This window comes from Pseudomonas sp. GL_093, assembly GCF_057837605.1.
The window spans coordinates 2,916,228-2,929,819 of sequence record NZ_CM174448.1; the positions used below are offsets into that span (position 1 = coordinate 2,916,228).

The window sequence follows — 13,592 nt, forward strand, 5'->3', positions numbered from 1 at the left end:
ACAGACAGAAATATTAAGTAATATTCGCCCCGCGTTCACCACCACGGTTTATGCATTTTGAGTCCCAGGCGTCCATCAGCTGCCTGGGATTTTTTTTGCCTGAAATTCGGCACTGGCTCAATTTCAGTGGACTGCTGAGGATCTCGGGACAGGTACGCGCTCAAACCTGGAAACCGCTTTGATCCAGTAACGCCGATAAGCTGTTTTATCCGGGGCCAACGGCTTGTGGCTGGACCATACATGCTCGGCTTTCAAACTGGCGCGATACGCCTCCCACTCCTTCTCCTCGGCGACTTCCTTAGCCTTGCGTTCATCATCGAAATAGCCCAGTACATACACTTCGCCCTGATCGATGCCGTGCTCGATCAGTAGATAGATATCTTTCATCAGCTTTAACCCGCTGCTACACATTCCAGGATCCCCAGACGATGGGGCATTGTCCTGACTATCGGCAAGCATTTTCGTTTGTTGAGTTTTACCGATGAATGGCAAGGCACAGCACCGGCCTTGACCGGCGCTGTGTCTTTCAGTGATCTACGGCAGCGCTTCACCCACCAGCGGAGCACGCTTGGCGAGTTTCATCAGCCAGTAGTAGCTCAGGGCGGGCACCAGCAACCCGATGATCCAGGCCAGGTCTACGCCATCCAGGGCGTTGGCCACCGGGCCGACATACAACGTGGTGTTCATGAAGGGGATTTCCAGGGCGATTGCCAAGACGAAGCTGCCGCAGGCGATCCAGTTGACGCGCCCGTAGATCCCGTCCTTGTCGAAGATGTCATCGATCCGGTACTGGCCTTTGCGCAGGCAGTAGTAGTCCACCAGATTGATCGCCGTCCAAGGGATCAGGAAATAGCTCATGAAGAAAATGAAGTTGAGGAAAAAGTTGATGAAGTCGTCCTGACTGATGGTGCACAAGGCCGTGGCCACCAGGCTGATCACCAGCATGAACAGACCGCGTACCCGAGGCGTCACCTTGAGCCGGGCAAAAGGTTCGATCACGGTAATGGTCGACATGAAGGCGCCGTACAGGTTGAACACATTGATCGACACCTGGCCATAGACGATGAAGGCGAACAGCAGCAACGCGCCGCTCCCAAACAGCCCGGCGACATGGCTGCCGACGTTGCTTGAAAAGTCGCTGATGCCGACGCTGAGGATCGCCCCGAGAATCATCATCCAGGCACCGCCGCTGACCGTGCCGGCGTAGCTGTACCAGAACACCTTTGCGGTCGGCGTGCTGCTCGGCAGGTAACGCGAGTAGTCGGCTACATACGGCGCGTAGGACAGTTGCCAGGTCACGGCAATGCTCACCGCCACCAGAAACTTCGACAATGAGAAGCCCGTTGCCAGCCATTGTTCGGCCGGGATCGGCAGCTGCAAGGCGAGCACCGTAGCGGCGATGAACACCAACAACGAAAGCAGCGACAGCACTTTCTGCAGGCGATGGATCAGGCGATAACCGTAGAGCGCGACGACAAAGCACAACGCCCCGATCAGGTAGATATTGCCGGTGGCCGGCAATGGGCTGACGGACTCCAATGCCTGGGCGGCGAGCAAGGTGTTGCTGACGAAGAACCCCAGGTAGATCAACATCACGAACAGCAGCGGCAACACCGCTCCCAGCACGCCGAATTGCGCCCGGCTCTGGATCATTTGCGGGATGCCGAGTTTTGGCCCCTGGGCAGAATGGGAGGACATGAAAATCGCCCCCAACAGCGAGCCGATGATGATCGCCAATGCGCTCCAGAACAGATTGAGCCCCATCACCACCGGCAACACACCGGACGCAATGGTCGTGATGTTCATGTTGGCGCCGAACCAGATGAAAAACAGCGAACCCGGTTGGCCATGGCGTTCGGTCTCAGGGATGAAATCGATGCTTCTTTTTTCGACTTGCATGGCGATTACTCCTGAGTCCGGGCGAGGTGGGTTTGCAAACGGGCGATGGTGCTTTCCAGCTCATGGGGCTGGTGGGCGAACAGGTCCGGGCGCTCGGGGATCAGGCTTAGATAATCGCGGTTCTCCAGGGCTCGCAGGCATTCGGCGCAGGTCAGGATTTCCAGGGCGTAGACCCAGTTGGCCATGATCAGCAGCGCCGAGTAATGTCCCGCGAGTGTGGTTGTGGTGCAGGCATCGCTGACCAGCCGAATGTGATAACCCAGGGCGAAGGCGTCGAACACCGTGCTGAGCACGCAGACATCGGTCAACACGCCGCAGACGATCAGGGTATCGACCCCGAGCGCCTTGAGTCGGGCATCCAGGTCGGTGCGATGGAAGGCGCTGTAACGGCCCTTGTCGATAATGAGTTCATCAGGCTGCGGCGCCAGACGTTCGATGATTTCCACCTGCCGGGTGCCGGCGCGATAGCTGCTGGGGCCGCCGTCGGCCGCTCGCGGTTCGCCGCGCGGCAAGTCACTGCCGTCGGCCTGATTGATGTGGCGGGTATAGATGACAGGCACCCGCTGACGGCGGGCGGTCTCGAGCAGAGCAGCGGTGTGGGTCACCACCGTGTCGAGGTTTTCCAGGACGAAACCGTCCTCCTGCTGCATGTCGATGATCAACAGCGCGTTTTTATTGTTCATTGAGCAAACCTGATCATGGGCCGAAGCACAAAGCACCGGGCACGCCTCGTGATGACGAGACGTGGAGTGCGTGAATTCCAGTTCGGGGGGGCTCAGTGAACGGGTTGCCAGAAGCCGTTCTGCTTGGCGGTAACGCTGGCGCGCAGACGCTTGAAATGGAGATGCGAAGCGGTCCATTCGCCGCGCAGGTAAGCCTGCTCGGCGCCGGAGGGAAGGGCGAGTGATGGGCGGCGATCATTGATCATTGGAATCGACCCTACACGTCAGTCAGCCCCCCGGCTTCGCGTCCGAGGGGCAGGGTGGTGGACTCAGCGGAACGCCGGGACCACGTGTTTGATGAACAGCTCCAGGGATTTTTTCTTCTCCGCGTGGGGCAGGCTGTTATCGCACCAGAAGCTGAATTCGTCGACCCCCAGTTCCTGGTAGTACTTGATGCGCGGGATAATTTCTTCCGGGGTACCGATCATGGCGGTCTTGTGCAGGCTCTCCAGCTTGAACTCCGGGCGCTCGGCGAACTTCTCTTCCGGGCTCGGCGCCAGAAAGCCGTTGACCGGCACTTCCTTGTTGCCGAACCAGGCATCGAAGGTGCGATAGAACCTGGAGATCGCCTTGGCCCCGACTTTCCAGCCTTCGGGATCATCTGTCGCGTGGACGTGGGTGTGACGCAGCACCATCAGTTGCGGACGTGGCACGTCCGGGTTGTTGTCCAGGGCCGCCTGGAATTTGTTCTTCAGGTCGAGGACTTCTTCGTCGCCCTTCATCAGCGGCGTGACCATGACGTTGCAGCCATTGGCCACGGCGAAGTTGTGTGAGTCCGGGTCGCGAGCGGCGATCCACATCGGCGGGTTAGGCTTCTGGATCGGCTTCGGCACACAGGTGGACGTCGGGAATTTCCAGATATCGCCATCGTGGGCGTAATCGCCTTGCCACAGGGCGCGCACCACCGGAACCATCTCGCGCAGCGCCTGGCCGCCGGAGGAGGCGGGCATGCCACCGGCCATGCGGTCGAACTCCACCTGATAAGCGCCACGGGCCAGACCGACTTCCATGCGGCCGTTACTGATCACGTCCAGCAGTGCGCATTCGCCGGCGACCCGCAACGGGTGCCAGAACGGCGCAATGATGGTGCCGGCGCCGAGGTGAATGGTGGTGGTCTTGGCGGCCAGGTAGGCCAGCAGCGGCATCGGGCTCGGCGAGATGGTGTATTCCATGGCGTGGTGTTCGCCGATCCAGACGGTACTGAAACCGCCGGCTTCGGCCATCAGGGTCAGTTCGGTCAAGTCTTCGAACAGCTGACGGTGGCTGACACTTTCGTCCCAACGTTCCATGTGCACGAACAGGGAAAACTTCATGACGCTTACCTCGGATCTTTTATTGTTGGCCTGTCGATCGGGAGTCGGCTGGCTGATTATTGGCGTATCGACATTCGCACTATGCGCAAAATATTTTCTGGATCAGGCGAGCACGGGCAGGGCGCCCATTTTGCCGTGGCAATACACCAGTGGCCCGGCGTTCTGCTGGGGCACGATCAGGTTCTTCACCGCGCCGACCATGATCGCGTGGTCGCCCCCTTCGTATTCGCGCCACAACTCGCATTCGATCACCGCCGTGGCGTTGTCCAGAATCGGGTTGCCCCGTTCGCTCAAGGTCCATTCGATGCCTTGCGCCTTGTCTTTGCCTTTGCGCGCGAAAGCATAGGCTTCGCTCTGCTGGCCGCCGGACAGGACGTGAATGGCAAAGCGTTTGTTCTTGATCAGTACCGGATAGGAATCGGAGCTGTAGTTGGGGCAGAACAGCACCAGGGCCGGGTCCATGGACAGCGAGCTGAAGGCGCTGGCGGTCAGGCCGACGATTTGGCCATCGTCATCCAGCGTGGTGATCACAGTCACCCCGGAAGGAAACGAACCCATCACTTGTTTGTAGATGGCGGCATCGATCATGGGACGGTCCTCTGGCGGTGTAATGCGGGTTTTTATGTGTTTGTAGGTCTGATGGTATACCGTAATACATAGTTTGCAAGGGCTTTTTTTTTGACCCGATAAACGTACGTCTTTGGTCTTGTAGCCAATGTTTACGGGGCTTGTAGCCCGTTTAAACGGGCGCTGATGCTTGAGGATTGCGGCTCAGATGGGCGCTAAAAGACTGGATCAGTCTTGTTAAAAAGATGGAATACCATAATATGACCGGCATCTGAGGGGCGGCCAAAGAGCTCCCCCGGTTTGGCTTCGTACAACTATAAGATCAGACAAACTAGAGTTCATGCACATGTCCCAGATGTCCCGGCAAGACCCCCTGATCGAGAATCACACGGTCGATTACGTCCCACTCGCGGAACGCCACGGGAAGGCCCGCGACCTTTTCACTTTATGGTTCAGTACCAACATTGCACCGCTGCCCATCGTGACCGGCGCCATGGTGGTTCAAGTGTTCCACCTTGACCTGTTCTGGGGGCTGTTGGCGATTGCGCTCGGACATATGGTCGGCGGTCTGGTGATTGCCCTGGCGTCGGCGCAAGGTCCGCGCATGGGGATTCCGCAGATGGTGCAGAGCCGCGGCCAGTTCGGCCGTTACGGTGCGCTGCTGATCGTGTTCTTTGCAGCGATCATCTACATCGGCTTTTTCATCTCCAATATCGTGCTGGCCGGAAAGTCAATTGTCGGCATCGCGCCTTCGGTTCCGGTGCCGGCGAGCATCCTCATCGGCGCCTTGAGCGCCACCGCGATCGGGGTGATCGGCTACCGCTTCATTCACACCCTCAATCGCATCGGGACCTGGGTCATGGGCAGTGCCTTGCTCGCCGGTTTCCTTTACATCTTCGCCCATGACCTGCCGGCGGACTTCTTCACCCGCGGCGGTTTCAACCTGTCGGGCTGGCTGGCAACGGTGTCGTTGGGAATCATCTGGCAGATCAGCTTCTCGCCTTATGTGTCGGACTACTCGCGTTACCTGCCGGCGGATATCGGGATTGCCCGGCCGTTTTTCGCCACGTATCTGGGTGCGACTCTAGGCACCATTCTGTCGTTCACTTTCGGCGCGGTGGCGGTGCTGGCCACTCCGGAAGGTACCGAGGCGATGGCGGCGGTGAAGCAATCCACTGGCTGGCTGGGGCCGATCCTGATGGTGTTGTTTTTGCTCAACATCATCAGCCACAACGCCTTGAATCTGTATGGCGCGGTGCTGTCGATCATCACCTCGATCCAGACCTTCGCCAGTCAGTGGACGCCGAGCATCAAAGTGCGCGTGGTGTTGTCGAGTGTCGTGCTGGCGGGTTGCTGTTTTGTCGCATTGGGCGCTTCGGCGGATTTTATCTCGCAGTTCATCGGGTTGATTTTGGCGCTGTTGCTGGTGTTGGTGCCTTGGGCGTCGATCAACCTGATTGATTTCTATCTGATCAAGCGTGGCAGCTATGACATTGCCTCGATTTTCCGTGCGGATGGCGGGATTTACGGGCGGTTCAATCTGCATGCGATCGTTGCGTATTTCATCGGGATTATCGTGCAGCTGCCGTTTGCCAATACGTCGTTGTATGTTGGGCCGTATGCCAATCTGGTGGACGGGGCTGATTTGTCGTGGCTGGTGGGGTTGGTGGTGACTTGCCCGTTGTATTACTGCCTGGCTACGCGTGGGCTGGGGCAAGAGGGCAAGGCCGCGAAACTGGGTTACACAAGCTAGCGTCTGACTTGAGTTCGCGTCTGGAATGCCCGGCTTCTGCCGGGTATTTTTGTTTGTGCTAGGTGGTGTGTATATCCGTTTCTTCGGTAACGGCGGCTGGCGGTTTCGCTTTTACAGCGAGTCCCTTTTTCAAACGCCAAAAAGGAACCAAAAGGCTTTGCCCCTCCATTCGGTGCCTCGCCTAGGCTCGGCATGCCCTCACTCCGGCATTGCTCCGGGGGCCCGCCGCCATCGGCCATCCATGGCCGGGGGCGGCTACCGCGGCATCCTTGCCGCGGTGCCCCCTGCGCAATACCTGCGTTCGGCCTCTGGGAAAGGGGCAACAGATCGAAATCAAAAGCCAAAGCAACGGCAACGGCAACGGCAACGGCAAGATCAACAGCTTCGCGAGCAGGCTCGCTCCCACAATGGATCGGCGTACAGCTTTCGCTCCTCACCACTCAACAGGCCGAGCGTTAGCTCGCCTGCAGCTTTTGATCTTGATGCACCGCCCCCTCGAGAGGCCGAGTGGAGGTTCTGCGCAGTGGGCAACCCGGCATGGATGCCGGGTTAGCCGCCCCCGGCCATGGATGGCCGATGGCGGCGGGCCCACGGAGCAGGACCGGAGCGAGGGTATGCCGAGTCTAGGCGAGGCACCGAACGAAAGGGGCAAGAGCCCTTGGTTACTTGGGGCTTAATGAGATGGTCAGCCTGACCGAGAAGCCCTGCAGGTTTACGCTTGCAGGGCTTTTCTCGTTTTTGTCGGAGGATCTCTCATGAACACGATGACGCTTCTGGGTATCGACATTGGCAAACACAGTTTCCACCTGCATGGCCAGGACGCCAAAGGTCATCAGGTATTGCGCAAGAAAACCAGCCGAGGCCAATTACTCAGCACATTGGTCCAATTACCCGCCTGCACGGTGGTGATGGAGTCTTGCGGCGGCGCTCACTGGCTGGCTCGACAGATCAGGGCATTGGGCCACGAGGTGAAGCTGATTGCCCCGCAGTACGTCAAACCGTTCGTCAAAGGCAACAAAAACGACTTCATTGATGCCGAAGCGATTTGCGAGGCGGCAAGCCGCCCCGCCATGCGCTTCTGCTCGATCAAAACCGCAGAACAGCAAACGCTTTCGGCCCTGCATCGTGTCCGCGATTCATTGATTGGCCATCGCACCGTCGCGACCAACCAAATTCACGGATTTCTGCTGGAGTTCGGGATCAGCCTGCCCATTGGCGTCGCTGCGTTGCACCGCGTGCCGGCGCTGTTGGACGACCCGCAGCACCCGGTTCCATTGCGTCTCAAGGGCTTGGTAATGCGCCTGCATCATCAAATTCAACAGCTCAATGATGAAATCAAGGACATCGAGTCCGACCTGAATCAGCAGTTGAAAGAAGATGATACCGGCGGCCGTTTGCAGAGCATTCCTGGCATCGGCCCCATCACCGCCAGCGCATTACTGGCGGACATGAGTGATGCATCGAACTATCGCAGTGGGCGCGATTTTGCCGCTTCGTTAGGGTTGGTGCCAAAGCAGTATTCAACGGGTGGAAAGACGGTGTTACTGGGGATCAGCAAGCGCGGCGACAAGCACATACGTCGATTACTGGTACAAGGCGCGCGATCAATCATGCTGCGTATCGACAAACGAGAGGATGCGCTAGGGTCTTGGGTTCGGGAGCTGCTGACGCGTCGGCACTCCAATGTCGTAGCGTGTGCGTTGGCGAACAAACTGGCGCGAATTGTGTGGGCGGTACTGGCCAAGGGTGGCCAGTACAACCCACATCCGAACGCTTGAAACTACAGCTTTATCACCGGCTTTTGCGACGTCACCGACTGATGACAGTAAACGGCAAATGGCCCGACTGAGAACCTGGCATGGAAATCAGCTTTAAAGGCTGAGGGCTTTTTTAGGACAGTCGGGAGCGGCTACTCATCGAGGGCCGAGCGTTGTTACCGCAACGCTCACAATGAGCCCGGATACATTAGCGCAAGCCAGCTTTACCGAAAACAGCCGATGAGGTTGCAGGAGATGGGCTGACCATACATTTCCAAGTGACTCGCTGTAAAAGCCAGCCCTTTCAAGGTGTTTTCCCTTTATGGGCCTTAAGCACCCGATCGGTCGACACATGAGCATTGGCAGCCTTTCCCTCCAGCCATTCCTTGGGCTTGGCGATTTTTGGACCACGTATGCTTTTGGCGACCTGCTTAGGCTTGATATTCCTGGCCAGCGCTAACAGCCGCTTTGCCAGCGTTTCTGAGGTCGATTGAAGTGACAGGTAGTCTGAGGGCAACGCGATCTGCATGCCCTCATAACCGCTACGCACTTGCACCGCCAGATGGAAGGTCGAGGCTTCCCAACCTTCAGGCTGCGTCTCGCAGTGAGCCTGCTCCACACTACGTTTGAGAACCGCCAGAACGTTGTAGGCCAAGATCGCTGAGGCAAAACCCAACAAGGCCGCCCGGGGAGAGCCGAGGCTTTCGATTTCACTGTCCAGCACCGATTCAAGGCGCTGGAACATCCCTTCGATACTCCAGCGACGACGGTATAAGTCGGCGATTTGCTCAGCGCTGATGGTGTCGGGCAAGTTGCTCCAGAACCACATCACGCAGTCGCCTGATTCGGTAGGTGTTTGCAGGCTCAGTTCAACTCGGCGCCAGCGGTAGCCGCCTTTGAGTTCGATAATTTGTTCGCGTACTGTCCCGGCTTCGACAGGCACCGGCTCTTGCCAGTCGCTTTCCTGAATCAACCGTGGATGCTTGCTCGGCTGGCGAATAATGAACGAAGCGCTCGCTTCCTCGCAGGCCTGCATGACGGGCAGCGTGCAATAAAGCCGATCGGCCATCCACAGCTGTCCTGCACTGGCGCAGGCTAACAACGGCAGCACGCTGACGCGCTCACTGGCGTAGGCATCCTCGCAAGGCTGCAAGTCAACGATCTGATCCAGGTCAGGATCGTAAACCACTACCGAAAACCCCGGCCGAGCCGCGCCTCGTTCACGCCGCAAAGCCCCCAAGCGTTTTTCGGTAGACGGCAGGTGATTGCCGTCAACGATGCGCAGCTGCCAGCCGGGCAAAATGGCTGAACAGCCCAACTCTTTTATCGTCGGAGCCAAGCGCTCTGCGCTGCCGGTGACCAAGGCTCGCAGCAATGCCGGTTCTGTGCGGCCGACCTTGTCATAGAGCGCCGCCAAGGTAACCGGTAGAGCATCCATCTGGCGCGCAGCGGCATGTAAGGAAGGCCGTAGGCCCAATGAAACAAGGGACATCAGCTCAACGATGGTCGAAAACAAAAGCTCACGCGGGTACTGGCGTTGACGATGCTCTTCAAACACCTGATCAACCCACTCAGCAGGAATGGCATGCTCCAGTGCCAACTTGACCATGACACTGGCCGGTGCCTTTTTTTCAAACCGCGCTAGAACTTCTGCCCACATCGTTTTCGTCACCCTGACTGGAGTTTTGGGGGATTTTAAACGAAGACCTTGAAAGGGCTGGCTTTTACAGCGAGTCACTTGGAAGAGCCCCAAGTAACCAAGGGCTCTTGCCCCTGTCGTTCGGTGCCTCGCCTAGGCTCGGCATGCCCTCGCTCCGGTCCTGCTCCGTGGGCCCGCCGCCATCGGCCATCCATGGCCGGGGGCGGCTAACCCGGCATCCATGCCGGGTTGCCCACTGCGCAGAACCTCCACTCGGCCTCTCGAGGGGGCGTGCACCGCAAACGCCAAAGCGAGGCGGCCTGCCAGCCGGCCTGGCTTCAGTGAACGCATTTCCCTGTAGGAGCTGTCGAGCGAAGCGAGGCTGCGATCTTTTGATCTTGCCGTTGCCGTTGCCGTTGCTTTGGCTTCAGGTCCTACCTTAAGTGAACAGCATTACCTATAAAGAGCCTTACTTATTCGGTAAATCAAACGTTCCTTGGAAGTCCTATTTACCGCAGAACACCGCCGGCCTGCGCTCGGTGAAGGCCGCCAACCCTTCAGTGAAATCGGCGCTTTCGCAGGCCTGTCGCCGCAGTTCGGCAATCTGCTCCATCGCCCGCACGGGCATTGGTTGCAGGTCTTCCAGAATCCGCAATTGCTCCTTCACCGCGGCAATGGCCAGCGGCGCTTTGCCGGCGATGCCTTGGGCCATGTCGAGCGCAGTCGCTTCCAACGTTTCGCTATCGACTAGCCGGTTGATCACGCCGAACCGTTCCGCCCGTTCGGCATCCAGTTTCTGCGCGGTGAAGAACATTTCCTTCAACACATGAATCGGCAAGTTGTTGAAGAACCGCAACAACCCGCTGGTGGTGTAGGGCAAGCCGATGTTGGCCGGGGTCATCGCGAAGCTGGCGCTGTGATCGGCGACGACCAGGTCGCAGCTCATGGCGAGGTCGACCGCGCCGCCCCATACCGAGCCGGAAATCAGGGCGATCACCACGCCGGGGTAGGCGCGGATGCGGCGCAATACTTGTTCGAGGGGTTTGCCGTAGGCAATCGGGTCGCGGTCATGTTGCAGTTCGCGTATGTCATGGCCGGCGCTCCACACCGGTTGGCCCACTTCGCTGCCGAGTATCACCACCGGGATGCGATGTGAGGCGAGGGCGGCGAGGCTTTCGTCGAGGGATGCCAGCAACTGCGCGCTGAGGGCGTTGCGGTGGGTGGGGTTGCTGAACACCACCCGCGCGATGCGTTCATCGACGATGTTGACGGTCACAGTGGCAGAGGAGGTTGGGTTCATTGGGCGGTTCCTGTTGAGTGTGCGGGCGAATCGTCGGTGTCCTGGAACACGACCTTGGCGGCGAGCAGTGCGTTGATCGATGCGGCATCGAAACCGGCTTCGCGCAGGACTTCGATGGTGTGTTCGCCCAGGAGCGGCGGCGGGCTGCTAGCGGCGCCGTTGGTGGCGCTGAACACCGGTGTCACCACCTGACGCAATGCGCCCAGTGTCGGGTGCGTGAGTGTCTCGGTCAGTCGGCTGTGCAGCACTTGCGGGTCGTCGAACACTTCGTCGAGCGTGTTGATCGGACCGGCGGGTAATCCTGCCTCGACGAACAGCGTGGTCCATTCGAGTTTGCTGCGGGTTTTCAAGCGGCTTTCCAGAATCTCCCGCAACTCGTCACGCCGGTCGACGCGTGCTTCGTTGGTGGCAAAGCGCGGGTCATCCGGCAGCTCTGGTAAATCGAGCAGCACGCACAAACGCCCCCACATAGCCGAGGTGATCGGCGCCAGATTGAGCGGGCCGTCCAGCGTCTGGAACACGCCATAAGGCGCAATCACCGAATGCGCATTGCCGGTACGACGCGGCACATCACCCAGGCTGAGATAACGTTGACCGTGCACACTCAACAGCCCGACCAAACTGGCCAGCAACGAGGTGCTCACGTGTTGGCCGTGCCCGGTTGTCGAGCGCTCCAGCAGGGCCGCCAGCACCGCCGTCACCAGCCACATGCCCGAGGTCAAATCGCCGATGGCGGTGCCGGTGCGCGTCGGGTCGCCATCGACGAAACCGGTCAGGCTCATCAACCCCGAATAACCCTGGGCAATCTGGTCGAAACCCGGCCAACTGCTCATCGGCCCGTCCGCGCCAAAGGCGTTGATGCTGCCCATGATCAGTCGCGGATTACGGGCGCTGAGCACGTCATAACCGAGCCCCATACTCTCCAGCGTGCCGGGTTTGAAGTTCTCGATGACGACGTCGGCATCATCGATCAGCCGCTGGATCGTGGCCAATCCCTGGGGATTGCGGAAGTCGATGCACAGGCCGCGCTTGTTGCGGTTGCACGACAGGTAGTAAGTGCTCACGCCCCGGTCGAACGGGCCCCAGGTTCGGCTCATATCGCCGGTCGGGCCGGGCTCGACCTTGATCACATCGGCACCGAGGTCTGCCAGCACCATGGTGCAGAACGGCCCCGACAGTGCGCGACTCAGATCGACAATCTTCACGCCTTGCAAAGCTTGCATAGGGTTCTCCAATGAATGGTCAGGTGCGTGTTATTGCGGCAAGGTCTGATCACGGGTTTCGACGGCAAACGGCAGGATCAGAATGCCGACCACAAAGGCCGCGGCCGTCCAGGCGATGGGCGCGCCCAGCGAGCCGTACCAGTGAATCGCAGCGGCCAGCAGGAAATTGACGCCGGCGCCGATGAAGCGGCCGACCGAGGCATTGAAGGCGAAGGCCGTGGCGCGGATGCGGGTCGGATACTGCTCGGGCAGCCAGAGTGAGAAAATCGCGAAGTTGCCGCCGAAGAAGCCGAGGAACACCAGCGACACCATGAACAGATGAAGGCCATCGTCCATGTAGAACACCCAGCCGAACGCGACGATGATCGATGCCGCCATGCCGGCGAAATAGATGCCCAGCGCTACCCGCCGGCCCAGTCGTTCGGCCAACCAGGGCGCCACGAGGCAACCGAGAATCGTGCTGAGCGACAGCACCGCCGCACCGATGGAGGCGAGGTGCACCGCGCCGACGTGATCGATACCCGCTTGGGTGGCCAGCGTGACGACGGCCGTCGCTTCATACACCGAACCGGCCCACAAGCCGACGATGGCGACCCCGACCAATAAAGAGCTGGTCAGCGTGCGGCGCCGAAAGGCCGGGGCAAAGATTTCCCACCACGACGCGCGGGTTGCAGGCTTCAACGCGGGCGTTTTGAGGTTGAGCGCAGCGTTGCGCACCTGGCCCGGCTCTTTCACTTTCAACGCGGTATAGATCGCAATGAACGCCGGGAACAGGCCGCAGAGAAACATCACGCGCCAGCCGTAAGTGGCGCCGACGGTGTAGTTCAGCAACGCGGCAATGAAGAAGCCGAAGTAGTAGCCGGTTTGCAGATAACCCGCGCCCATCTTGCGCCGGTCTTCCGGCCAGCTCTCGGCCACGTAGGTGCCGGCGAGTGCCCACTCACCGCCGACGCCAATCCCGGCGATCAGCCGGAATGCCGCCAACTGCCAGATGTTCTCCGAGAACGCCGCCGCGCCGGTAAACAGTGAATAGACCAGGATGCTGGCGGCCAGCATCTTCACCCGGCCAAAGCGGTCGGCGAGCGGCCCCCAGATGAACGACATCCCCCAGCCGATCAGAAACAACCCGAACGTGATCGACCCGTACATGGCGATGTTGGTGGCGGTGGGCTCAATGCCCGAGGCGGGCAGCAGCTCGGTCAGGGCGGGAATCAGAACCAGTGCGAAGATCACCGAATCCACGCCATCCAGAACCCATCCCACGTAGACCGTCCAGAAGCCGCGAATCTGCTCGCGGGTCAGGGGCGTCTTGATGGGTTTCACGCTCGTTGCTGATGCTGTTAACACTCTAGACATTGAGATCTCCCATTGACCCTTATCAGGCCTATAGAAGCGCTGCTGGCCGGTGGCGGCCGTTGG

Annotated in this window: 12 protein-coding genes; 2 read left to right on the forward strand and 10 right to left on the reverse strand. The window is 59.4% G+C overall.

Annotation, left to right across the window (positions count from 1 at the left end):
* Positions 1–123: 123 nt before the first annotated feature.
* From AC3IUE_RS13480 to AC3IUE_RS13505, 6 genes are all read right to left on the reverse strand, one after another.
* Positions 124–387 carry a hypothetical protein gene (locus AC3IUE_RS13480; RefSeq protein WP_082555782.1) on the reverse strand — a complete coding sequence of 88 codons (264 nt, stop codon included), beginning with the start codon at positions 385–387 and terminating at the stop codon, positions 124–126.
* Positions 388–534: 147 nt separating this feature from the next.
* Positions 535–1,899 carry a purine-cytosine permease family protein gene (locus AC3IUE_RS13485; RefSeq protein WP_489268011.1) on the reverse strand — a complete coding sequence of 455 codons (1,365 nt, stop codon included), beginning with the start codon at positions 1,897–1,899 and terminating at the stop codon, positions 535–537.
* A gap of 5 nt (positions 1,900–1,904) precedes the next feature.
* Positions 1,905–2,582: a cysteine hydrolase family protein gene (locus tag AC3IUE_RS13490; protein ID WP_489268013.1), complete on the reverse strand. Its 678-nt coding sequence runs from the start codon at positions 2,580–2,582 to the stop codon at positions 1,905–1,907.
* 92 nt (positions 2,583–2,674) lie between these two features.
* Positions 2,675–2,827: a hypothetical protein gene (locus tag AC3IUE_RS13495; RefSeq protein WP_177338838.1), complete on the reverse strand. Its 153-nt coding sequence runs from the start codon at positions 2,825–2,827 to the stop codon at positions 2,675–2,677.
* A gap of 63 nt (positions 2,828–2,890) precedes the next feature.
* The gene (locus AC3IUE_RS13500; protein WP_489268015.1) at positions 2,891–3,934 is read right to left on the reverse strand and encodes an LLM class flavin-dependent oxidoreductase; all 1,044 of its coding nucleotides are present in this window, start codon (positions 3,932–3,934) and stop codon (positions 2,891–2,893) included.
* Between the two features lie 102 nt (positions 3,935–4,036).
* Complete coding sequence (locus tag AC3IUE_RS13505; RefSeq protein ID WP_489268017.1) at positions 4,037–4,522, reverse strand: flavin reductase family protein; 486 nt, start codon at positions 4,520–4,522, stop codon at positions 4,037–4,039.
* A gap of 325 nt (positions 4,523–4,847) precedes the next feature.
* Between AC3IUE_RS13505 and AC3IUE_RS13510 the strand changes: the two genes are divergently transcribed.
* Positions 4,848–6,254, forward strand: a complete 1,407-nt coding sequence (locus tag AC3IUE_RS13510; RefSeq protein ID WP_489268019.1) for a purine-cytosine permease family protein — start codon at positions 4,848–4,850, stop codon at positions 6,252–6,254.
* A gap of 755 nt (positions 6,255–7,009) precedes the next feature.
* Complete coding sequence (locus AC3IUE_RS13515; protein ID WP_489263402.1) at positions 7,010–8,032, forward strand: IS110 family RNA-guided transposase; 1,023 nt, start codon at positions 7,010–7,012, stop codon at positions 8,030–8,032.
* Positions 8,033–8,315: 283 nt separating this feature from the next.
* Here the strand turns inward: AC3IUE_RS13515 and AC3IUE_RS13520 are convergent, their stop codons facing one another.
* The 4 genes from AC3IUE_RS13520 to AC3IUE_RS13535 form a co-directional block, all read right to left on the reverse strand.
* Positions 8,316–9,620 carry an IS4 family transposase gene (locus AC3IUE_RS13520; protein ID WP_489268817.1) on the reverse strand — a complete coding sequence of 435 codons (1,305 nt, stop codon included), beginning with the start codon at positions 9,618–9,620 and terminating at the stop codon, positions 8,316–8,318.
* Positions 9,621–10,155: 535 nt separating this feature from the next.
* Complete coding sequence (gene scpB / locus AC3IUE_RS13525; RefSeq protein ID WP_489268021.1) at positions 10,156–10,950, reverse strand: methylmalonyl-CoA decarboxylase; 795 nt, start codon at positions 10,948–10,950, stop codon at positions 10,156–10,158.
* Entirely contained in the window at positions 10,947–12,173 is a 1,227-nt protein-coding gene (locus AC3IUE_RS13530; protein WP_489268023.1) for a CaiB/BaiF CoA transferase family protein, read from the reverse strand. The genes scpB and AC3IUE_RS13530 overlap by 4 nt, the downstream gene beginning before the upstream one ends.
* Positions 12,174–12,203: 30 nt before the next feature.
* Entirely contained in the window at positions 12,204–13,496 is a 1,293-nt protein-coding gene (locus AC3IUE_RS13535) for an MFS transporter (RefSeq protein ID WP_236713347.1), read from the reverse strand.
* Positions 13,497–13,592: the final 96 nt, after the last annotated feature.

What these genes read in the sequence shown, in the direction of transcription:
- AC3IUE_RS13480 (WP_082555782.1), bottom strand. Translation starts at nt 387, where the DNA reads ATGAAAGATATCTATCTACTGATCGAGCACGGCATCGATCAGGGCGAA.
- AC3IUE_RS13485 (WP_489268011.1), bottom strand. Translation starts at nt 1,899, where the DNA reads ATGCAAGTCGAAAAAAGAAGCATCGATTTCATCCCTGAGACCGAACGC.
- AC3IUE_RS13490 (WP_489268013.1), bottom strand. Translation starts at nt 2,582, where the DNA reads ATGAACAATAAAAACGCGCTGTTGATCATCGACATGCAGCAGGAGGAC.
- AC3IUE_RS13495 (WP_177338838.1), bottom strand. Translation starts at nt 2,827, where the DNA reads ATGATCAATGATCGCCGCCCATCACTCGCCCTTCCCTCCGGCGCCGAG.
- AC3IUE_RS13500 (WP_489268015.1), bottom strand. Translation starts at nt 3,934, where the DNA reads ATGAAGTTTTCCCTGTTCGTGCACATGGAACGTTGGGACGAAAGTGTC.
- AC3IUE_RS13505 (WP_489268017.1), bottom strand. Translation starts at nt 4,522, where the DNA reads ATGATCGATGCCGCCATCTACAAACAAGTGATGGGTTCGTTTCCTTCC.
- AC3IUE_RS13510 (WP_489268019.1), top strand. Translation starts at nt 4,848, where the DNA reads ATGTCCCAGATGTCCCGGCAAGACCCCCTGATCGAGAATCACACGGTC.
- AC3IUE_RS13515 (WP_489263402.1), top strand. Translation starts at nt 7,010, where the DNA reads ATGAACACGATGACGCTTCTGGGTATCGACATTGGCAAACACAGTTTC.
- AC3IUE_RS13520 (WP_489268817.1), bottom strand. Translation starts at nt 9,620, where the DNA reads ATGGTCAAGTTGGCACTGGAGCATGCCATTCCTGCTGAGTGGGTTGAT.
- scpB (WP_489268021.1), bottom strand. Translation starts at nt 10,950, where the DNA reads ATGAACCCAACCTCCTCTGCCACTGTGACCGTCAACATCGTCGATGAA.
- AC3IUE_RS13530 (WP_489268023.1), bottom strand. Translation starts at nt 12,173, where the DNA reads ATGCAAGCTTTGCAAGGCGTGAAGATTGTCGATCTGAGTCGCGCACTG.